Annotated in this window: 18 protein-coding genes; 13 read left to right on the forward strand and 5 right to left on the reverse strand. The window is 41.3% G+C overall.

Going from position 1 to position 21,414, the window contains the following annotated elements:
- Positions 1–124: 124 nt before the first annotated feature.
- Positions 125–988, reverse strand: a complete 864-nt coding sequence (speE, locus tag H4J63_RS11420) for a polyamine aminopropyltransferase (protein WP_182196635.1) — start codon at positions 986–988, stop codon at positions 125–127.
- Between the two features lie 199 nt (positions 989–1,187).
- Between speE and speA the strand changes: the two genes are divergently transcribed.
- The 4 genes from speA to H4J63_RS11440 are packed head-to-tail and all read left to right on the forward strand — an operon-like array spanning position 1,188 to position 6,205.
- Positions 1,188–3,068 (forward strand): biosynthetic arginine decarboxylase, encoded by a 1,881-nt coding sequence (gene speA / locus H4J63_RS11425; RefSeq protein ID WP_024591379.1) that lies wholly within the window; start codon positions 1,188–1,190, stop codon positions 3,066–3,068.
- Positions 3,069–3,128: 60 nt separating this feature from the next.
- Positions 3,129–4,013 (forward strand): acyltransferase, encoded by an 885-nt coding sequence (locus H4J63_RS11430; protein WP_024599473.1) that lies wholly within the window; start codon positions 3,129–3,131, stop codon positions 4,011–4,013.
- Between the two features lie 18 nt (positions 4,014–4,031).
- Positions 4,032–4,952, forward strand: coding sequence for an acetyltransferase (locus H4J63_RS11435; RefSeq protein WP_182196637.1), 921 nt, complete (start codon positions 4,032–4,034; stop codon positions 4,950–4,952).
- Positions 4,949–6,205 carry a mechanosensitive ion channel family protein gene (locus H4J63_RS11440; RefSeq protein ID WP_024599475.1) on the forward strand — a complete coding sequence of 419 codons (1,257 nt, stop codon included), beginning with the start codon at positions 4,949–4,951 and terminating at the stop codon, positions 6,203–6,205. Before H4J63_RS11435 ends, H4J63_RS11440 begins: the two co-directional genes overlap by 4 nt.
- Here the strand turns inward: H4J63_RS11440 and chrA are convergent.
- Entirely contained in the window at positions 6,165–7,319 is a 1,155-nt protein-coding gene (chrA, locus tag H4J63_RS11445) for a chromate efflux transporter (RefSeq protein ID WP_182196666.1), read from the reverse strand. The genes H4J63_RS11440 and chrA overlap by 41 nt on opposite strands.
- 190 nt (positions 7,320–7,509) lie before the next feature.
- On the opposite strand from chrA, the gene H4J63_RS11450 reads away from it, so the two are divergent.
- Positions 7,510–8,142 carry an OmpA family protein gene (locus H4J63_RS11450; RefSeq protein WP_024599477.1) on the forward strand — a complete coding sequence of 211 codons (633 nt, stop codon included), beginning with the start codon at positions 7,510–7,512 and terminating at the stop codon, positions 8,140–8,142.
- Here H4J63_RS11450 and H4J63_RS11455 read toward each other — a convergent pair.
- The gene (locus tag H4J63_RS11455) at positions 8,139–9,917 is read right to left on the reverse strand and encodes an ABC transporter transmembrane domain-containing protein (RefSeq protein ID WP_182196640.1); all 1,779 of its coding nucleotides are present in this window, start codon (positions 9,915–9,917) and stop codon (positions 8,139–8,141) included. The two genes, H4J63_RS11450 and H4J63_RS11455, sit on opposite strands and share 4 nt — an antisense overlap.
- A gap of 91 nt (positions 9,918–10,008) precedes the next feature.
- Between H4J63_RS11455 and H4J63_RS11460 the strand changes: the two genes are divergently transcribed.
- The 7 genes from H4J63_RS11460 (at position 10,009) to H4J63_RS11490 (ending at position 19,751) form a co-directional block, all read left to right on the forward strand.
- Positions 10,009–10,407, forward strand: coding sequence for a DUF3224 domain-containing protein (locus H4J63_RS11460; RefSeq protein ID WP_024599479.1), 399 nt, complete (start codon positions 10,009–10,011; stop codon positions 10,405–10,407).
- A 17-nt stretch (positions 10,408–10,424) separates the two neighbouring features.
- A complete protein-coding gene (locus H4J63_RS11465; protein WP_170072835.1) occupies positions 10,425–10,607 on the forward strand; it encodes a hypothetical protein in 183 nt (60 codons plus the stop codon).
- Positions 10,608–11,225: a LysE family translocator gene (locus H4J63_RS11470; RefSeq protein WP_182196645.1), complete on the forward strand. Its 618-nt coding sequence runs from the start codon at positions 10,608–10,610 to the stop codon at positions 11,223–11,225.
- 166 nt (positions 11,226–11,391) lie between these two features.
- Positions 11,392–14,265, forward strand: a complete 2,874-nt coding sequence (locus H4J63_RS11475) for a TonB-dependent receptor (protein ID WP_182196648.1) — start codon at positions 11,392–11,394, stop codon at positions 14,263–14,265.
- Between the two features lie 22 nt (positions 14,266–14,287).
- Positions 14,288–18,592 carry an alpha-1,6-glucosidase domain-containing protein gene (locus H4J63_RS11480; RefSeq protein ID WP_182196651.1) on the forward strand — a complete coding sequence of 1,435 codons (4,305 nt, stop codon included), beginning with the start codon at positions 14,288–14,290 and terminating at the stop codon, positions 18,590–18,592.
- A gap of 174 nt (positions 18,593–18,766) precedes the next feature.
- Positions 18,767–19,312, forward strand: a complete 546-nt coding sequence (locus H4J63_RS11485) for a PH domain-containing protein (protein WP_182196653.1) — start codon at positions 18,767–18,769, stop codon at positions 19,310–19,312.
- Between the two features lie 37 nt (positions 19,313–19,349).
- Positions 19,350–19,751, forward strand: a complete 402-nt coding sequence (locus tag H4J63_RS11490; RefSeq protein WP_024604483.1) for a DUF1801 domain-containing protein — start codon at positions 19,350–19,352, stop codon at positions 19,749–19,751.
- Between the two features lie 15 nt (positions 19,752–19,766).
- Here the strand turns inward: H4J63_RS11490 and H4J63_RS11495 are convergent, their stop codons facing one another.
- Entirely contained in the window at positions 19,767–20,111 is a 345-nt protein-coding gene (locus H4J63_RS11495; protein ID WP_024591370.1) for a rhodanese-like domain-containing protein, read from the reverse strand.
- Between the two features lie 285 nt (positions 20,112–20,396).
- On the opposite strand from H4J63_RS11495, the gene H4J63_RS11500 reads away from it, so the two are divergent.
- On the forward strand, positions 20,397–20,705 hold the full coding sequence (locus tag H4J63_RS11500; RefSeq protein ID WP_010554926.1) for a helix-turn-helix transcriptional regulator: 309 nt from the start codon (positions 20,397–20,399) through the stop codon (positions 20,703–20,705).
- On the opposite strand, the gene H4J63_RS11505 is transcribed toward H4J63_RS11500, so the two are convergent.
- Positions 20,698–21,375, reverse strand: coding sequence for a nitroreductase family protein (locus H4J63_RS11505; protein WP_024604482.1), 678 nt, complete (start codon positions 21,373–21,375; stop codon positions 20,698–20,700). The two genes, H4J63_RS11500 and H4J63_RS11505, sit on opposite strands and share 8 nt — an antisense overlap.
- Positions 21,376–21,414: the final 39 nt, after the last annotated feature.

A 21,414-nucleotide genomic window follows, 5' to 3' on the forward strand; every position in this document is an offset into this window, starting at 1 on the left:
ATTAAATTGCACTATAACGTCGTTAAAAATTTTTTATTTAGAACAACTAGATACAAAAATTTTTGCCTAGTTCTAGCGTAATTTTCTTAACGTTAAATAGACCCCATATATAAGCAGATTGGTATTATTTTTTATCGAATGCGCGTTTCATGTAGTTAGGTGTAGCGAGTGCGCCATGATGAATACCGCTATTGTAGTATTCACTGTGCACTGCAATTTGTGCCGCGCCATCTTCTCTAAAGCCGTCAAATGCTTGTGATTTACGTGCAAGTGTTACCGACCATAAACCGCTTGGGTAAATTGGTTGCGGGAATGGCAGTGTTTGTAAATCGTTAAAGCCTACGCTTAGCATTGCTTCGCGCATTTCAACTAATAATGGCATATGCATAAGAGGTGATTCGCTTTGTTGTACTAAAATACCACCTGGGCGCAGTGCATCTAAACAGCTTGTGTAAAACGCATGATTAAATAAACCTTCACCTGGACCCACCGGATCGGTGCCATCAACAATAACCACGTCGATAGATTCGCCAGCGGCTTCGCGCATGTATTTAATACCGTCGTCAAACATAACCGTTGCACGGGCGTCGTTGTTAGATTCACAAAGCTCTGGGAAGTATTTTAACGACATTTGCGTTACTACTTCGTCTATATCTATTTGCGTTACAGTTTCTACGCCTGGGTGTTTTAATACTTCGCGTAAAGTACCGCAGTCGCCGCCGCCAATAATAACGACGTTTTTAGGGTTTGGGTGCGCTAAAAGTGCAGGGTGGCTGATCATCTCATGATAAAAGAAGTTTTCGCGGGTTGTTACCATAGTACACCCGTCGATGATCATTAAATTACCAAAGTCTGTGGTTTCAAACATTTCTACCTTTTGAAAAGGAGACTGTTTTTCATCTAACTTTTTATTAATACGTAATGAAAATGCGCTGCCATCGCGGTCGCTAATTTCAGTAAACCACTTACTTTGATCTAAATTTGCCATAGTTACTATTACACTTTTTTAGGTTGAGTATGAAAAAGGGGCAATTCTGCCAGTGCTTGGCGTTTTGCTCAATGACATTTTAACTGATTTGACGAATAAAGTTAGTTAGGAGTGAGTGAAAGTTCAATTTTTGTTAGCCTAGTGGATAGTGACGTATTAAAATGCGCCTTTATACCTAATTGACTAAAGAAGAGTTGCCATGACCTGGGGTTTAGAAACAGCACGCGCCACTTATAACGTTGCTCATTGGAGTGATGGTTATTTTGATATTAACGCACAAGGCGAACTGGTGGCTTACCCAGATGGCGACCAAACAAAACCGGCCATTTCTTTAACGCAATTAACAGAGCAGTTTAAACAACAAGGTTTAACATTGCCGGTTTTAGTACGCTTTACTGATATTTTAAAAAATCGTGTAGATACGCTCACTAACGCGTTTACGCAAGCGCGAGCAAATCGTGAATATAACGGTAAATACACCTGTGTTTACCCAATTAAAGTAAATCAGCAACGCTCTGTAGTAAGTAAGCTATTAGCGCATCCAAGCGGGCTTGTTGGCTTAGAAGCCGGCTCAAAGCCAGAACTTATGGCTATTTTGGGTGTAGCAAAAGAGCCAATTACTATTGTGTGTAACGGCTATAAAGACAGTGAGTTTTTACGCCTAGCGTGTATTGGTCAAGCAATGGGCCACAGCGTAAAAATTGTGGTAGAGAAGCTTTCAGAACTGACCACACTACTTGAAGAAATAGACAACCTAGGCATTGAACCGGCCATTGGCATTCGCATTCGCCTAAACTCAGTAGGCAAAGGCAAGTGGCAAAACACGGGCGGCGAAAAAGGCAAGTTTGGTTTAACAGCAGGCCAAGTACTAAGTGCTGTTGAAGTGCTGAAAAAGCATAATAAGCTGCACTTAATGCAAATGGTGCATTTTCATATTGGTTCTCAAATTGCCAACATTCGTGATATTCACCGTGCTTTGCGTGAATGTGCACGCCACTTTGCTGAGCTTACACAATTAAACGTACCGTTAAACACCGTTGATGTAGGCGGCGGCTTAGGCGTTGATTACGAGGGCTCTGGCTCACGCAGTGCGTGTTCAATGAATTACACCGTAGAAGAGTACGCGCGTAATGTAGTGAATGCATTTGCAGAGGTGTGCGATCAGCATAACCTTACGCATCCGGCCATTATCACCGAATCGGGGCGCGCTTTAACCGCTCACCATGCGGTATTAATTACCGATGTAATTGACGTAGAAAAAGCGCCCAATCATTTAAATCCAGAGCCACCGCTTGAAAATAGCGCGTTAGTGCTTGATGAAATGTGGCAGTGTTTACAGCGTTTAAACCCGCGTATGGCACTTGAGATTTATCACGACGCTATGCACTTATTTAGCGAAGCGCACGATCAGTACGTGCATGGCTTAGTAAGCATGCTAGAGTGGGCGAAAATAGAGCAGCTTTACTTTACTATTTTACATCGTGTACGTGCATCGCTTAGTAATAATGCGCGCGCGCACCGTGAAGTCCTCGACGATTTAAACGAAAAGCTTGCCGATAAACTCTTTGTTAACTTTTCATTATTTCAGTCATTGCCTGATGTATGGGGTATTCAGCAGTTGTTTCCGGTTATGCCAATCGAAAACTTAACTCAACCATTGACTCAGCGCGCGATTATTCAAGATATTACCTGTGACTCTGACGGGCAAATCCGCGAATACGTTGAAGGCGCAGGTATCGAAACCAGCCTACCAATACCAGAATATAAACACGGTGAGCAATACCACATTGCTATGTTTATGGTGGGTGCATATCAAGAAATTTTAGGCGATTTACATAACCTATTTGGTGACACTGATTCTGTGCATGTAGAGCTTAACGATGAAGGTTATGTGTTAACCAATGCCATAAAAGGTGATAGCGTTAAGGATGTATTAAAGTTTGTTGACTATGATAGCGCCATTTTAGCTGACAACTTTGCGTACCAAGTTAATAAACTTGATGTATCGACGCAGTGTAAAGAAGGTTATTTAGCTGAGCTTAATGCAGGCCTTGAAGGCTATACCTATTTTGAAGATTAATTTGTAAGCAACTGAAAGCGCAGTATTAGTGGCTGCGCAATGTTTAAAGGAATGGAAGTAATGTCAGTTATTCGCAGTGTATTTAGTATTATTTTTTACACAATAAACACACTTTTTTGGTTTGTGCCTATTTTTGTTTGTGGGCTTATAAAGCTTATCCCTATTAAGCCTTTACAAAAGCTTATGAGCTGGGCAGCTAAGCAATTTGCAACTATTTGGGTTACCTTTAATAGCTTAAATCAAAAGTTATTTACGCCAACTAAACTTAATGTAACTGGCCTTGAAGACCTTAAACTAAAGGATTGGTACCTAGTAATAGCAAATCACCAAAGCTGGGTCGATATTTTAGTATTGCAACGTGTGTTTAATCGAAAAATTCCATTTTTAAACTTCTTTTTGAAAAAAGAGCTTATTTACGTGCCTATTTTAGGTTTGTGTTGGTGGGCGCTTGATTTTCCGTTTATGACTCGCACGAGCAAAAGCCAATTAAAAAAGAATCCAAAGTTGCGTGGCAAAGATTTAGAAACCACGCGTAAAGCGTGTGAAAAATTTAAAGAAATGCCAGTAACCGTAGTTAACTTTGTAGAAGGCACTCGTTTTACTACGCAAAAGCATGAGCGTCAAAATAGCCCGTTCCCACATTTATTAAAACCAAAAGCGGGCGGGATTGCTTTTGTAATGCAAGCAATGGGCGAGCAAATTACTAAAGTGGTTAACGTAACAATTCACTACCCTGATGGCATTCCTACTTTTATGGATTTTGCTGGTGGTAAGGTAAAAAATATCAACGTACACGTGGAAGTAAGGCCGGTAAGCGAAGAACTTATTGGTGACTACACAGGTGATTCTGAATTTAGAGTTCGCTTTCAAAGCGAGTTAAACCGCTTATGGGAAAACAAAGAGCAAACACTGCAATCGCTCGAAAAAACCATAAGTAAAAGGTAAAAATATGAGCTTACAGTTATGCTAAAAAAGTGGTTACCCAATTGGCTTAACGGCTTAATTGTAGGCTGCGTATTGTTTTCTAACATGATACTTTTTGGCTCGCTAGTATTTGTACTGGGCCTTATTAAGTTATTACTGCCTTTGCCTGTGGTTAACTCTATATTACACAGCGCTTACCGAGGGTGGTGTAACGGCAACCGTTTAGGGCTTTGGTTAGGTTGCCCTAATATTGTGGTTGATATAAGTGGCGACTTAAACTCAAAAAGTTGGTATTTACTTATTTGTAACCACGCGAGTTGGTTAGATATAACCGTACTTAGCTCATTACATGCATTGCCTTCCCCTAAGTTCTTTTTAAAAGACGGGTTAAAATACATGCCTTTTATTGGGACTGGTGCGTGGGCTATGGGTATGCCGTTTATGAAACGGGTAAGCAAAGCGCAACTAGCTAAAAACCCAAAGTTGAAAGGATTAGATGTAGAGCGCACCAAGCGTAGCTGTCGTAATTTTCGTCATCATCCTACTACCATCATTAATTTTGTTGAAGGTACACGCTATACGCCAGCCAAACATAATCTGCAACAAAGTCCTTTTAAGTATTTATTAAAGCCTAAAGCTGGCGGCATCGCTTTTGCGCTTGAAGTATTAGCTGATCAATTTGATGCCATGCTTAATACAAGTTTAGTGTATAGCGGTAAAACAGATCATGTTTGTCGTAACTTGTTAAAAGGTGAGCTAGATTCTATTTATGTTTCAATAAACGTAACGCCCATTAATGAAAGCATGCAGGGCAGCTATCAAAGCGATGACGTATTTAAAGTTAATTTTCAACATTATGTGAATGAGCTATGGGTTGCTAAAGATCAGCAGCTTGCCGACATTTATGCTCAACAAGATTTACCTGAACCACAAATTAGTAAGGAAATTGAAACACTATGACCAACACCCACCTACAGGAATTAATTGCTCCTTGGTTTGAAAAAGTACCCGACGCGGATTTTCTTAGCTCAATCACCGCAGTCTCGATAGGGATCTTTTCTTTATTAATTGTTTACTTATTTACTCGTAGGTTAATGTTACCTGGCATTCAAAAAATAGTGACGAGGCTTTCCCCTGAGCGAATTGGTGCGCTTTCGCCTATGCTTAATAAGCTAAATAAACGTATTGCAGGAATGCTTTGCTGCGTATTGTTTTTAGCTACATTTGATAGTGTATACCCAGTTAACGAAATAGCAGCAGAAATACTAAAAACGATAGGACAAGCTTTACTTATTATTTATGCCGGGTTCATTTTTAGTAGTATTGTGAGCATTGCGGGTACTATTTATAACCAGTTAGAGTTTGCCCGCGAAGTACCCATTCAAGGCTTAATTCAGGTTGTTAAGCTAATAACCTTTATTGTGTGTGCAATTTTAATTGTGAGCATTTTTCTTGAGAAGTCACCTACTTATATTCTCTCTGGCTTTGGTGCGATTGCTGCCGTTACGTTATTAGTATTTAAAGACACTATTTTAGGCTTTGTAGCCAGTATTCAAATAGCAGCAAACCGTTTAGTAACCTATGGTGATTGGATTCAAGTAGAAAACTACGGCGCCGATGGCGAAGTAATTGATTTGGGTTTAAACACTGTAAAGGTACGTAACTGGGATAACACCATAACAACTATTCCAACTTATATGTTGGTAGCGGGTTCATTTAAAAACTGGCGCGGCATGCAAGAGTCGGGCGGTAGGCGTATTAAACGTTCACTTAACATAGATATGCACAGTATTTGTTTAGTGGGTGATGAGTTTAGAAAGCAAATTGATGCGGCTATTCCGCTGCACGACTATATTCGAGTAACGACATTACCTGCTCAGGTTTCTAATTTAGGGCTGTTTCGTCGTTATGCAGAAGGCTATTTAAAACAGCACAGTAAAATTAATACGTCGCTTACGTTAATGGTACGAGAGCTACAACCACTTAATCATGGTTTGCCTATTGAGTTTTATTGCTTTAGTGAAGATAAACGCTGGATTTCGTACGAGCACTTACAAGCCGAAATAATGGATCATTTGCTTGCGGTATTACCTGTGTTTGGGCTTAGGGCGTATCAAAGTGTTAGTGGGCAGTTAAGCCCTCCCAACGAGCAACAAACAGATAAGCCAACATTTAGAGTGATGGCAAATAGTGTTGTAAAAGACCCACAGTAATAAACAAAGCTAAGAGCCACCAAATAGGTGGCTTTTTAAATTGCAGCCATGCAAATACAATTATTACTAACGCAACTTGCCAAAGACTATGCACAGCTGATGTCCAGATTGGTGAATACAGTGCAGCCGCTAAAAAACCGACTACCGCAGCATTAAGCGCCGCTATTGAGCTTGCAAAGCGTGGCTTACTTGCCAAGTTAATCCAGCTCTTTTGAAACGCGAGTATAAGTAAAAAACCAGGCATAAATATAAGTAGTGTAGCTATAAGAGCACCCACTAAAGGTTGCTCTGTAGTAAGTTGTGCGCCTAAGTAAGTAGCAATAGTAAACATAGGTCCTGGCACCGCTTGTGCACTCGCGTAAGCACTTAAAAACTGATCATCACTCAATGCTGGTACGCCTGCTTGAAGTACCGGTAGCACTACGTGTCCGCCGCCAAACACCATTGCACCTGCTTGGTAAAAAGGGGCAAACAAAGCAAACTCATGCCCTAGTGGAATAAAGCTCACACCAAGTAAGAGCGCAAATAACCCCAGTACAATCCAATTAATATTGCTTTTTGTACTGCTAACATTTTTTGTGGCTGTACCCAGTTTTAATAAAGGCCATATAGCACCTACTGCTGCAGCGGTTATTAAAATAGCGATTTGAGTGGCCATCATTGGAAATAATACCAAAGCAAGTGTACTCATTACGGCAAGTAACTTAAGCGCAGCACTTGTACAAAAGCTTTTAGCCATACTAAGTGTGGCATCAGCAACTATAACAACGGCAAATAACTTTAAGCCTGTAATAATAGCAAAGTAAACAGCGTCAAACTGATGAGCACTAACCGCAAGCAGCACCATTATTAAAAACGAAGGCAGAGTAAAGCCTACAAAGGCAGCTATACCACCCAGTACTCCAGCACGCTCAACGCCAATAGCAAAACTAACTTGGCTAGAGCCTGGTCCTGGCAGTGCTTGGCTTAAACTAATAAGTTGTGCGTAACGAGTATTGGTTAGCCAATTTAACGAGTCTACAAAGTGACGTTTAAAATAACCTAAATGCGCAGCGGGGCCACCAAAACTCATGCACCCTAGTAAAAAAAACTGTCTAAAAATAGCAATTAACATTGCGCCAATATCCTTTGTAAAATTCATTAAATTGTCACAGCGTAGTATGACATTTTTATTAAAATGGCACATTAGTTTGAGGTCTGTTTAACAATCAAGCAAGATGCGTTGCTTTTAACACTCTCTTCATAGTTTGTTCATACATGTATTTGCATACTCTTGCTAAATTCTTAATGAATAAGGTATCACCATGACTTTAACTAAATCACTTTTAAGCGTAACCGTAGTAGCTGTATTACTTTCTGGTTGTGAAATGAATAACACAGGTAAAGGAGCCGCTATAGGCGCCGCAGCCGGAGGTGTATTAGGTAAGGCTACGGGTAATCATAAAGATAAACGTATTTTTATTGGTGCAGCTATTGGTGCACTAGCGGGCGCAGCTGTTGGCGACTACATGGATAAGCAAGAAGAAGCATTTCGTGATGAATTAGCGGGCTCTGGTGTAGAAGTAGTACGAGAGGGCGATAACTTACGCTTAGTAATGCCATCAAACATTACGTTTGCGACTGCTCAATCTTATATTTCATCAGGCTTTAACGATACGTTAGATGCGATTGCTAAAGTAATGAACAAGTACGAAAAAACCTACCTTAGTGTAGAAGGTCATACCGACAGTACGGGTAAAGATAGCTTCAACATGAACCTATCGCGTGAACGCGCACAAAGTGTGAAAGACTACTTAGTGAACCAACAAATTATGGCTACACGTATTAGCACCATGGGCTATGGCGAAACACGCCCAATTGCAACTAATGATAGTGCAAATGGCCGTGCTCAAAACCGCCGTGTAGAAATTCAGATAGTGCCAAATACCGAAGGTTAATCCTTATTAAACTGTAATTCACACAGTTTTTGATACAGCGGGTTACTTGCTAACAACTCTTGGTGAGTACCCGTTGCTATTATTTCCCCATTTTCCATTACTACAATTACATCGGCATGTTTTACCGTTGCCAGCCGATGGGCAATTATTAACGTTGTTCTGTTTTGCATTAAATGCTCAAGTGCAGCTTGTACATGGTGCTCACTTTGCGCATCCAGCGCGCTGGTGGCTTCATCAAGAAGAAGTATTTCAGGGTCTTTTAATATGGCACGTGCAAGCACAATTCGCTGCTTTTGCCCACCGGATAACCTCACACCCTGCTCACCTAAAAAGCTGTTATAACCTTGCGGTAACTGTTTGATAAATTCATCGGCATGCGCATACTTTGCTGCGGCATATACTTGCTCATCGGTTGCACTTGGGTTGCCGTAACGAATGTTATGCATTACATCGGAGCTAAATAAAATAGGGTTTTGCGCTACCATGCCCATTTTATTGCGCAGAGTATTAAGTGATAAATCTTTAATGTTTACATCTTTAAATTTAATGGCTCCGCTAGCAGGATCGTAAAAGCGCTGTAGTAATTCAAATAATGTTGTTTTACCTGCGCCAGAAGGGCCAACAATTGCCACGGTTTGGCCTTGATTTATATTTAGGCTTATTTTATTAAGCGCGCTTACGTCTGGGCGAGAAGGGTAGTTAAAGCTTATATTTTCAAGCGTAATCGCAGGGCTACTACTATCATGCAGTAAATGACTATCTTGTGGGTTTAGCGGGTTTTCTATCTCACTTTTAACAGCAAGTAACTCAAGTAATCTCGCCGCAGCGCCTGCTGCACGTTGTAGTTCGCCATATACTTCAGCAACGGTTGCCACCGACATTGCAACCATAATAGCGTAAAACACAAACGCACCTAGCTCACCCCCGCTCATGGTGCCTGCAAGTACGTCATTACCACCTACCCATAACATAGCGCTAATGGCACTAAAGGTTAAAAAAATCACCACGGCTATTAAAAATGAACGTTGCTTAATACGTTTTTTAGCCACGTTAAAGGCTTTTTCGGTCTCAAGCGCAAAGGCATATTGCTCTTGCTCTTCATGGCTATAGCTTTGCACTACTTTAATATTTTGTATGATTTCTCCGGCATAGGTACTTATGTCGGCAATGGCATCTTGGCTAGAGCTTGCGAGTTTGCGTACCTTGCGACCAAATACCATCATGGGAACAAGTACCAGTGGTACACAGGCTACAACCACTAAAGTAAGTTTTAAATTAGTGAACAACAGCATAGCTAAGCCACCAATCAACATAAGTACACTGCGCAGCGCCATAGAAAAAGATGAACCGATAATTGATTGCAGTAATGTGGTGTCGGTGGTTAAACGCGACATAAGCTCGCCACTGCGGTTTTCTTCAAAATAGCTAGGGTGCAGCGTTACAATACGATTAAATACGGCTTTTCGAATATCGTTACTGACTCGTTCGCCAATCCACGACATTAAATAAAAACGGCTAAAGGTACCTATCGCTAACAAGCTGATTAAACCAATAAGTACTAATACGGCCTGCTGTAATTGGGCCTTTGATCCTGCAATAAAGCCATGATCAATAACAAATTTAACACCTTGCCCTAATGACAAGTTAACGCCTGCGGTAACTAATAACGCAGCTAGGGCGGCGGCTACCATCCATTTGTACGGTTTAATAAACGCAAAAACAGGTAATAAACTGCTAAACGCAGCTTTTTCGGATGCAGAGGTGTTTTTTGACATAGTGGATTCTTTTTAAAGGTTAAGGTATAGATATGGCACTAAGATAATAAAAATCAATACTCTTAAATATTAGCATCAATAAGGAAACGTTATGACTACTGCAACCGTAAGTGGAGAATTTAATGTAAATCTAGCGCCAATAGAAGGCTACGCAAGCGGCCAAAATGGTATTAACTTAGGGCGTATGTCGATAGATAAAACATTTAGTGGTGTGCTTAATGCTACCAGCCAGGGCGAAATGCTAAGCGCCATGACACCTACGCAAGGCAGCGCCGGTTATGTTGCCATAGAGCAAGTGATAGGTGAGCTTGACGGCAAAAAAGGCAGTTTTGTACTGCAGCATTTTGGCACGATGGATAAAGGGCAAGACAGCCTAATTTTAAATGTAATACCCGATTCAGGCACTAATGAGCTAGAAGGGTTAACTGGCAGTATGAAAATACGTATTGAGCAAGGAATTCACTACTACGATTTTGAATACACTTTATAAAGTACACAAGGACTAAAATGCAAAAAGTAATCGAATTTAGAAAGACCCGTTTTTTGGGTGGCGTAGATATAGTCGCACTGAATGATCGCATACAGGAATTAAACCAAGATGGTTGGAAAGTAATAAACGCAGTGCCATTAAGTGGCTTTTATGGGCAAGTGCACGGTTATACATTATTTATTGAAACTGACGAGCTTTAGATGACACTTTCAGTATGGTTAAGCCTAGCGGCTATCTGCATGATGGGTGCAATGTCACCAGGGCCAAGTTTAGCGGTGGTTTTAAAGCACTCACTTAATGGCAGTATGAAAAACGGTATGCTTGCCGCGCTCAGTCATGGTATTGGCGTTGGCTTGTATGCCGGTGCATCGTTATTGGGGTTAGGCGCTTTAATGACGCAGTTTCCAACTGTTTATCAAATACTAGTTTACTTAGGTGCGGCCTATTTGACGTATTTAGGTATAAAAATATTGCTAGCAAAACCAAGTAATAACGAACTTGAAGTACAAAAAAGTGAGGTAAGTGAAGCTAAAGCATTACAAGATGGTTTTGCCATTGCTTTTTTAAACCCCAAGCTCGCGATTTTCTTTTTAGCCTTGTTCTCACAGTTTATTGACCCTCAGCTACTTACTTTAAGTGTGGGCATAATTATGTGTTTAACTGTGTTTGTAATTGATACCGGTTGGTACTTGCTGGTGGCGTTACTGACCGAGGTTTCAAAAAACCGCTTTGGATTTACCAAGCAAAACCCGTGGCTTGATAAAATACTGGGTGTTGTGTTTATTGCTCTTGCGATAAAAGTGGTGCTTAGCCTTTAAATAGCGTTCCAAATGCAGGTGTATGTACGCGCATACACCTGCAGCCTAACTCTCATGCCCTGCATACGTATTCATCACAGTAATCTTACCTTTTAGTTACAATTTGTTGGTTGTGTTTTGAACAACACAGCAACACCTGACAACAATAACTCAAAGGTTCACACACATGGACAAGTTTAAACTAAGTGCACTTATGCTGGCTTTATTTGCCGCAAATAGTGCATTGGCTGCAAACGAAGACTCAACAAATCAATCACCCAGCACACAAGCTGAAGATTTAGAAATTATTGAAGTGCGAGGCTTTAGTCGCAGTTTAATCCAATCTTTAAATCAAAAGCGTTTTAGCGATACGGTGTCAGAACAAATTTCTGCCGATGATTTAGGGGCATTGCCTGATATTTCAATGGCCGATGCGCTTACACGATTACCAGGCATTTCAGCAGTAAGAACGGGCGGCCAAGCGGCGCAAATTAATATACGCGGGCTGTCGGGCGGGTTTGTATTTTCAACACTTAATGGCCGCGAGCAAGTATCTACAAGTGGCAGCCGCAGTATTGAGTTTGACCAATATCCGTCAGAATTAATTAGCTCTGCGGCGGTATACAAATCGCCAAAGGCATCGCTTATTGAAGGTGGCGTGGCCGGTACGGTAGAGCTTGAAACCGCCAGCCCACTCAATAACGACCAAACACATAAATTTGTAGCTAATGTGCGCGGTATGTATAACGACCGCGCCTCAGAGGTATCGGATGCCACTGAATTTGGCGACCGAATTAGTTTTTCGTATCAAGGCAAATACCTAGACGACACATTAGGCGTGGCGCTGGGCTATGCGCGTTTGTTTCAGCCAAGTGTAGCAACGCAGTTTATTGGCCTTGCTTACAACGACACAAAAGACGTTGATGGCGCAGCTAACGACACCAATGGCCCTTTAGCTAATCCAGAAAACGAATACATTAGCGAAGGCTTTGAGCTACAGCATTTAGGCGGCGAAGAAACCCGTAATGGTTACTTAGCAGCTATAGAGTGGGCGCCGGTAGATAACTTTAAATTAAAAGGTGACGCATTTTTATCGCGCTTTGATAAAGAGTCATTTGCCCGTGGCCTGAGGGTTAAATTAGGCGGGCCAACAGCTGCATATGCTAACGCTCAGCTCGATGGTAATGCCGTAATAGGCGCAGCGGTTAACCGCACTTCGCAAAGCTATACCCGCGTTGAAATAGTTAACGACGACAACCAAGACTTTGACGAAGTAGATAGTTTTGGCGTTAATGCCGATTGGCAGGTAACCGATAGATTAAGCGTAAATGCCGATGTGTCGCTTTCTCGCGCAAAAAGTAACTTTAGAAATGGCTTACTGTGGAGCTTAGTAGCAGAAGATGCCAATGCAGAAACGCCAGTATTTGATAACAACGTAGCAATTAACTATCAATTAAACGGCTTAAACTTACCTGACGTTGGGTTTAATCAGGCGGCCGCCTTTAGCGATATAGACCGTGTAATGGTCAGCAAATATGGTATTTACCCAGATCAAACAGAAGATGAAGTAACGGCATTTAGACTAGATTTTAAATACGAGCTAGAAAGCGACATATTTAGCTCAGTAGAGTTTGGTGCGCGCTACTCAGATAGAGAATACAGCCGAAAGCGTTCGGTATTTGAGTACGGTAACGACGGGGCGTTTTCAGCAACGCAACCGCCTTTGAGTTTAACCGACGATATGGCTTCTGTGGTTGACTGGCAGGGCGAGTTTAGTTATTTCCCGTCGTATTTAGCCATTGATTTAGACAAAGCGCTCAATGCGTGGTTTCCAGATGGCACGCCCGAGCCTGTTCAAACATGGGGCAACGCCGATGGCGTAGACGACGCGCAAGGTTACACAACTAACTATTCGTGGACATTGCTACAAAGCGGCTCGGTGTTTGAAGATGTGCTAGCTGCGTACGTTATGGTAAACATTAACACGCAAATAGGGGGGCTCGACCTATCGGGTAATGTGGGTGTGCGCCGCGTTGAAACCGACCAATCAGCAACGGTACTAGAAAACGTAGCAGGCGATGCGCGCTTAGGTGCGCAAAATATTGTTGATGAGAACGGCATTGTAAATGATTTATACGCACCTAATGTATTAGGCACTAAATACACCGACTACTTACCATCATTAAATTTAAACCTGCAACTTAACGACAATTCACTTGTGCGCTTTGCAGCGGCTAAAGTAATGTCGCGTGCGCCAATTAACCGCTTAGCGGGCGATGCCAGTGCAAACGTAAGTGACGATGGTGTTATTAATGGTTCAAGTACTAATAACCCATTTTTAAAACCCTTTTATGCCGACCAGTACGACTTATCTTACGAATATTATTTTGAAGAAGGTAACGGCACTATCGCAGCAGCGTTATTTTATAAAAATATAGACTCGTTTGTTGAAACCTTATCAATCGAAAACTTCGACTTTAAAGGCAATGGCTTTAACGTACCTGACTCTATAGAAGACCCAGTTAGTGGCGAGCAAGTTGCGACAATAAACGGTATTTATACCACGGCAGTTAATAACGGTGAAGGTGGCTATATCAGAGGGCTAGAGCTTGCTTATACGCAAGTGTTTACCTTTTTACCTGAGCCATTTAATGGCTTAGGCGCTAACGCAAGTTACTCATACACCGAGAGTGAAATTGAATCGATCACCAGTTTAGGGGGCGACACGTTAGCGCAATCTTTACCTGGGCTATCTAATAACGTGTTTAATGCCACGTTTTTTTACTCAATGGATGATTTTGAAACCCGCCTCAATGTGCGCTACCGCGATGAGTTTGTATCAGAGCAGGTTGCCATTAACGAGCAAGTGGTTAATTTTGATGCTGAAACCGTAGTCGACTTTCAAACCTCTTATCGCTTTAGCGACTCGCTAACAATGCTTTTGCAAGTTAATAACTTAACCGATGAACCAACCCAAAGTTACTTTGGCTCAGAGCAACGAACAGGGACGACTCAGTACTTTGGTCGTCAGTTCTACCTTGGTTTTACATACAGTCATTAATTAGCAAACGGAGCGTTTAAAAATGAAAATTATAACTATGTCTAAATATTTGCTAATAACGTTAGCGTTAATGCTATTAGCAGCGTGTGGTGGAACAGGTGATGTTGAATCTGGTGAACCATTACTTACCTGTAATGTGCCACAAGTCCCTAATGAAGCGGGGTCACAATGTGTCGATCCCGAACCTATATCGTGCCCTGCACCTACAGTACCTGATGAAAATAACGAAAGTTGCGTGGTTGGCGCCGACCCAACCCTGCCAGACCCTGTTGTATTTGCAGGGGAGGGAGAGGCGGTTTTATTTTATAACCGCTTAGCCGATGATAACTACGAAGGTTACCGATTACATTCGTGGAATAACGATGTGTGTGATGCTTATGCACCACCATTTGATACCAGTGATTGGGCTAACGGCCATGAATACGATGGTATTGATCCAAACTACGGTGCGTACTGGATAATTAACCTTAAAGAGGGTTATAACGAATGTGCCAATTTTATTATTCATATTGGTACAGAAGGGTCAGGTAAGGCGTTTGGTGATGTGGATTTAACCATGCCGCTGATGCAAGACGATGAAACCTTTCAGCGTATGAACTTTACCATTCATGGCGAGCCTTCGGTGTTTGAATACCCTATATTAAGTTTAGGCGAACGCGCAGTTGCTATAACAGGTGCTTCAGCGCATTGGATTGATTTAAATACTATTTTGTATAAACCAAGTAACGAGCTTACAAGCCTAATTAAGTTACATTCATCAGCTACCGCTCAGCTTGAAGTGGATATTGATACTGGTTTAAACGGCGATACTGTTACGCTGCAATCAAGCAATATAACTGATGAGCAGGCTGCAAAAGTACCGCATTTAACCACCTGGAACGCATACGAAGGAAGTTGGGATACAAGCACGGCTAAAACGCTTATTAAATCGCAGCTTGTTATTGCAGGTTACGATAGTGAAGGTAAGCTTCTAGAAGCAAGCTATGTGCAAACCGCTAAAGCACTCGACGCCCTTTACACGCAAGGCGAAGACGATGCTAATGAAGCTGTGCTGGGTGTAAATTATGGCAATAACGCGATTGATGTCACAGTGTGGGCACCCACCGCTAATAACATGATGCTAAACGTGTTTGATGATGCAAAAACACAAGTGCACTCTACGCCAATGACATTAAATACACAGACAGGTATTTGGCAAGCCAGTTTAGATATGCAATACGACCGCCATTACTACCGCTTTAATTTTGATGTTTACCATCCACTGACTCAGCAAATAGAGTCGCTTTGGAGCACAGACCCTTACTCACTAAATGTATCTACCAATGGTTTATACAGCCAGTTAATTAATTTAGCCGATGAAGACACTAAACCCGAAGGGTGGGATACACGCCTTATTCCTACGGTAGAAAATCCAGAAGATGCGATTATTTACGAGGGCCATGTACGTGATTTTAGCGCACGCGATAACAGCGTAACAGAGGCTAACCGTGGTAAGTACCTTGCGTTTACTGAGCTAAATAGTGCTCCTATGCAGCACTTACAAACTTTGGCTCAAAATGGCTTAACGCATTTTCATTTATTACCTATTACTGATATTGGCACCATAGATGAAGACATCAGTAAACGTGTAGATATTAGCGATACGCTAGGAGATTTATGTGAGCAAATTAATGATGAAGCCGATGCGTGTAAAACCCAAGATAAAAGCAGCACCATTATTGATTTAATGAGCGGTTATTTACCAGGCTCAGATGACGCACAAGCACTTGCTAATGCTATGCGCAGCTTAGATAGCTTTAACTGGGGTTACGATCCGCATTACTTTATAGCGCCTGAAGGCTCGTACGCCTCAAGTCCAGAGGGCATTGCCCGCGTTAAAGAAACCCGCGCTATGGTACAATCACTGCAATCTATTGGTCTGCGCGTAGTGCTTGATGTGGTTTATAACCATACAACATCGTCGGGTATTTGGGATAAATCGGTATTTGACAAACTAGTACCGGGTTACTATCACCGTTATAACGAAGTAAGTGGTGAAATAGAGCGCTCAACGTGTTGTGAAAATACAGCCACAGAGCATGTAATGATGGATAAGTTTGTTAGTGATTCATTAGTTATTTTGGCACGCGAATTTGGCTATGACAGCTTTAGATTTGATGTAATGGGGCATATGCCAAAATCGTCAATTCTTGCAGCACGCGATGCAGTGCAAGCCGTTGATGAAGATAACTACTTTTATGGCGAAGGCTGGGACTTTGGTGAGGTGGCAAATAACCGATTATTTGTACAAGCCAAACAAGCCGATATGGCCGGTAGCGAAGTAGGTACATTTAACGACCGTATTCGTGAAGCCGTTCGCGGCGGCGCATTATTTAGTAATAGCTCAACAGATGGCAATTTAGCAGAGCAAGATACTTTACGTTTGTCGCTTGCGGGTAATTTACAAAACTACATTTTAAAAGACTTTAAAGGTAACTCAGTAAAGGGTAATAGCTTTACTTGGAATACTCAGCCAACGGCGTATGCACTAGACCCTGCCGATAGCATTCATTACGTATCAAAACATGATAACGAAACACTATGGGATCAGCTGCAATATAAACACAGCGCTAACATGAGTATTGAGCAGCGCGTTCGTGCTCATAATATGGCGTTAGCACTCCCTCTTATGAGCCAAGGTATTCCATTTATGCAAATGGGCGCCGACTTGCTACGTTCAAAATCGATGGATCGTAACAGCTACGATTCGGGCGACTGGTTTAACTTTGTTGATTTTACCCAAGATACCAATAACTGGAATATTGGCTTGCCACCCGCGCAAGACAACGAAGTGAAATGGCAAGAAATTATGCCTATTTCTGCTAATACCCAAGCGGCTGCACAGCCACAAGATATTACCTTTGCACATGATGTATTTAATGAATTTTTACAAATACGTAGTAGCAGCCCACTCTTTAGATTAACCACAGAGCAAGATGTTATTGAGCGAGTGGGTTTTCATAACGTAGGTAAAGCGCAGCAACATGGCTTAATTGTAATGAGCATTGATGATGGCGAAGGGCTAACAGACTTAGACCCTGCATTTGACGCGCTTGTTGTCGTGATTAACGCAACCGAGCAAACCCTTAGCCATACTATTGCCACCGCAGCGGATTTTGAATTACACGATGTATTAAAAAACAGTGTTGATGCAAGCATGACCGATGCTAATTTTGCTGCTGGCGATAACGAAGGCACATTTACTGTACCGCCTTACACATTAGCTGTATTTACTAAAAACCAAGGTGAGAGCCAAGGTGCTGGTTTAAGTGCAAATGCGACAGTGGGTGCACCTGATGTAGTACCTTATGGCAGCACCGCTGTGTTTGTGCGCGGGACTTTAAACGACTGGGGCACACGCGATGCATTTGAATATATTGGCGAGGGTGAATACCGTATAGCAATTGCACTGAGCGCTGGCGATTACGAATTTAAAATTGCCTCTGAAGATTGGTCTACAGTTGATTTTGGCGCGCTTACTGACGCTGATAAAGATGTAGTTGAAAACCAAAGTGAGGCATTAACGCGCTCAGGTGCAAACATGACATTCAGCGCTGCTATTGATGCAACCTATGTATTTTCACTTGATGCTTCAAACCCTGAAAATCCAACGCTTACTTTATACAACGAAGAGCCATTTATAGGCACTGCTATTTATGTGCGCGGTACGCTTAATGACTGGGGAGTAACCGATGAGCTAAGTTATAAAGGTAAAGGCATTTACACCTTTACTAAAACACTGAGTGCTGCAAGTTATGAATTTAAAGTAGCGTCAGAAGATTGGAGCACGGTTGATTATGGATCGGCTGAGGGTGATGCCAGTGTAATGGTTGGCACCGCTGAGCAGTTGTCGGTTGCGGGCGCGAATATGACCATCGACATTGCAGAAGAAGGTGAATACCAGTTTATATTTGACGCCAGTGATTTAAATAACGTATCGCTAAAAGTGCTCAACGCTGAAATGTTTGCACAAACAACGGTATTTATTCGCGGCAGCTTAAATGACTGGAGTACTGATAACCCGCTTATGTACGAGGGTGATGCAATTTACTCTACATCAATAGATTTAGAAGCAGGTGACTACGAATTTAAAGTAGCGTCTGAAGATTGGAGTACCGTTGATTACGGTGGAGCAGGCGATACGCCGGTAGTGGCAATTGATGAACTAACACTACTTGAAGCCGTAGGTGCCAATATAGCACTAAATATTACCGAACAAGGTACTTACTCCTTCAAGGTAATAGGCCCAGATAGAGAGAATTTGAGCATACTTATCAACAAACAGTAGCGGTTATATTTTCCCAGACCTAAGCCGAGCATAGCCCTGTATGCTCGGCTTTTTTGTATGTACATAAGTGTGTGAAAGTATATTTGAATGCTAATTATAAATGTTTGGACTAAATTGCATTCAATATTAGATTGGCGTACTTTTATAAATCCCCAACCATACAAAAGAAAGCTAATGAGTAACTTAACCTTAAAAAGTGCTAATTTTGATCCTAAAGTAAAACAATACTGGATGGTTACTGCCTCGCTATTTGCAATGTTGGCTCTTGTTACTATACCGCTTATACCTATCATTTTACTGATTGTATGGCTGGTGAGCGGACGAATACTCGCAGCTATGTCAGCTGACTTATTACCACAAAAATTGGTAGTTAAACGTGGCATATTATTTAAAGAAGAAAAATCTATTCCGCTTGAAAAAATAACAGATGTAGGGTTAAGCCAAGGGCCGCTCATGCGAATCTTTGAATTATATCGTTTAAGCTTTGAAACAGCAGGGCAGTCAGGAAATGGTGCTTTAGTGTCTTTGCTTGGTGTAGTTAATGCGAGTGAGTTTAGAGAGGCGATACTTGAGCAAAAAGATGTATTGGCAAACCAAGGTAAAGCGTCGCAGCAGGCAACAGAGCAAAGTGAGAAAGAGCTACTGAGATCACTTACTTATAGTGTTAAAAATATTGAGCAGATGCTACTTGTTTTACTTGATGAAAGGCAGCAAAAGTAGCCTGTTTTAAAATTGTAAAGCTTATAAGGATATTTTTATGAATACGGAAATAGAAAATATATTTAATAATTATCCTGAGATAGCAAAAAGTAAGCTTATAAAATTACGAGAGTTAATTTATACCGTAGCACAAGAGCAAAACTTAGGAGCTGTTGAAGAGTCTTTAAAGTGGGGAGAGCCAAGTTATAACACAATAAATGGCAGCCCCATTCGCGTAGGCTTTAAGGGCTCCTCGTGTTATTTGTTTTTTCATTGCCAATCAAAGCTAGTAAGCACATTTAGAGAGTTGTATTCCCACACTCTCACTTTCGAAGGTAACCGGGCAATTGTATTAAATAGTGAAAAGCCATTACCAGAATACCCAGTTAAAGAGTGTATTAAATTAGCACTGACTTATCACAAAGTTAAACGCCTACCTTTACTAGGCGCATCATTATAAGTATTCAGTTGATGTTTAAAACACACTACATATTTGGTTTGCGTCACAGGTAATAACGGTTACGTTTTCATAACCCACACGCGTTAACGCTTCTGCTCCCAACGTTGCGCGCGCACCACTTGCGCAGTGCACGTAAATAGGGCGAGCTGCGTCTTTTTCTATTTCCATCAGTTTCATCTCGAGTAATCCACGCGGAATATTTATAGCGCCGGCAGCCGATTTTGTCGCGTGCTCTGCAGGTTCTCGCACATCAATAAGTAAACCTTTATTTTGTTCAAGCTCGAGTTTTGCTTGCGCTGCGTCAATACGGCGTTGGTTAGGTGTGATAATTTTTAGTAAGTCAGGGATTGATGTAAGCATTAGTTTGTAAATCCTCTTTTTCTTAAAAAAGACATTAATGAGTGCTACTTGGTATAAGTAGGTGAATTGAGTTAATACTTATAAATAACGTTAAAAACTGAAAGTTACTTTATATAAAGTAACTTAATAGTGCGGATACTGCTACAGCACTTCCGCCGATTAATAAAACGGCATCGTTAATTTTGTGATTACCTTAATATTAGTAAAGTCTAATGTTAATTATATTAGAACCTACTAATGTAAAAGTCTATACTTAAAAAGGTATCAAAAAGAGAAATAATAAAAATGAATATTGAACAACTAGCTGTCAACGCAGAGCAAGCCGAACAGTTTTTAAAATTAATGGCTAACAAAAATCGCTTAATGATTTTATGTAGTTTATTACAAGGTGAGCAAAGTGTAGGTGAGCTAAATAAAAATGTACCTTTAGCACAGTCAGCGTTATCTCAGCATTTAGCAAGTTTACGCAAGGCAGATATGGTTGCTACTCGCAGAGAAGGGCACACTATTTATTACTCATTGACCGATCCAAAAGTTGAGTCGATCATTGCTTTGCTATATGAGTGGTTTTGCCGACAAGAAAATACTAAATAAACGTAGCTATTTCATCGAGTGATTTTTTATCCAGTGCATGAGCAGGTATTGTTGCATCATCACTTGGGTAGCCTGTAATAAGTAGCATGTATGGGCGTTCGTTATCTTTATCGCGATTACATATGTCGGTTAAAAAACTCATTGGCTTTGGAGTATGAGTAAGGGTTGCCAAACCACTGCGGTGCAAAGCTTGAATTAAAAAGCCGGTAGCTAAGCCAACAGACTCATGCACATAATAATTCGTATTTTTATCATCGCTGCTTACGCCGCCCTTTTTTTGACTAAATACAGCTATAAGCCAAGGTGCATGCTCTAAATAAGGTTTATTGGCGTCGGTACCTAACGGTTTTAGCGCATCTAACCATTCTTCACCTGCTCTGCCTTCGTAAAAAGAACGCTCTAATTTTTCTGCGGCTTCTCTTATTTGTTTTTTTACATCGCTACTGTTTATAGCCACAAAATGCCAAGGCTGATGATTCGCTCCACTTGGTGCTGTGCCAGCTGCTTTTATACATGCTTCAATAATATTTTTTGGTACTGGGCGATCGCTAAAGCTGCGAATGCTATGGCGGCGTTGGCTGGTTTGTAAAAACTCGTTAGCACGATTTAGCATTTCTTCATGTGGATATTCTATAAAGTCATTTAACGGCTGGCTTTGGTGATCTTGCATGGCTTTTCGCTTCTTATAAAAAGTATATGTGGTTTTTAT

Source organism: Pseudoalteromonas sp. 5Ae-yellow, assembly GCF_014077565.1.
Lineage (GTDB): Bacteria > Pseudomonadota > Gammaproteobacteria > Enterobacterales > Alteromonadaceae > Pseudoalteromonas.

Coding starts and splice junctions, on each gene's coding strand:
- speE (WP_182196635.1), bottom strand. CDS start 988: ATGGCAAATTTAGATCAAAGTAAGTGGTTTACTGAAATTAGCGACCGC.
- speA (WP_024591379.1), top strand. CDS start 1,188: ATGACCTGGGGTTTAGAAACAGCACGCGCCACTTATAACGTTGCTCAT.
- H4J63_RS11430 (WP_024599473.1), top strand. CDS start 3,129: ATGTCAGTTATTCGCAGTGTATTTAGTATTATTTTTTACACAATAAAC.
- H4J63_RS11435 (WP_182196637.1), top strand. CDS start 4,032: ATGCTAAAAAAGTGGTTACCCAATTGGCTTAACGGCTTAATTGTAGGC.
- H4J63_RS11440 (WP_024599475.1), top strand. CDS start 4,949: ATGACCAACACCCACCTACAGGAATTAATTGCTCCTTGGTTTGAAAAA.
- chrA (WP_182196666.1), bottom strand. CDS start 7,319: ATGTTAATTGCTATTTTTAGACAGTTTTTTTTACTAGGGTGCATGAGT.
- H4J63_RS11450 (WP_024599477.1), top strand. CDS start 7,510: ATGACTTTAACTAAATCACTTTTAAGCGTAACCGTAGTAGCTGTATTA.
- H4J63_RS11455 (WP_182196640.1), bottom strand. CDS start 9,917: ATGTCAAAAAACACCTCTGCATCCGAAAAAGCTGCGTTTAGCAGTTTA.
- H4J63_RS11460 (WP_024599479.1), top strand. CDS start 10,009: ATGACTACTGCAACCGTAAGTGGAGAATTTAATGTAAATCTAGCGCCA.
- H4J63_RS11465 (WP_170072835.1), top strand. CDS start 10,425: ATGCAAAAAGTAATCGAATTTAGAAAGACCCGTTTTTTGGGTGGCGTA.
- H4J63_RS11470 (WP_182196645.1), top strand. CDS start 10,608: ATGACACTTTCAGTATGGTTAAGCCTAGCGGCTATCTGCATGATGGGT.
- H4J63_RS11475 (WP_182196648.1), top strand. CDS start 11,392: ATGGACAAGTTTAAACTAAGTGCACTTATGCTGGCTTTATTTGCCGCA.
- H4J63_RS11480 (WP_182196651.1), top strand. CDS start 14,288: ATGAAAATTATAACTATGTCTAAATATTTGCTAATAACGTTAGCGTTA.
- H4J63_RS11485 (WP_182196653.1), top strand. CDS start 18,767: ATGAGTAACTTAACCTTAAAAAGTGCTAATTTTGATCCTAAAGTAAAA.
- H4J63_RS11490 (WP_024604483.1), top strand. CDS start 19,350: ATGAATACGGAAATAGAAAATATATTTAATAATTATCCTGAGATAGCA.
- H4J63_RS11495 (WP_024591370.1), bottom strand. CDS start 20,111: ATGCTTACATCAATCCCTGACTTACTAAAAATTATCACACCTAACCAA.
- H4J63_RS11500 (WP_010554926.1), top strand. CDS start 20,397: ATGAATATTGAACAACTAGCTGTCAACGCAGAGCAAGCCGAACAGTTT.
- H4J63_RS11505 (WP_024604482.1), bottom strand. CDS start 21,375: ATGCAAGATCACCAAAGCCAGCCGTTAAATGACTTTATAGAATATCCA.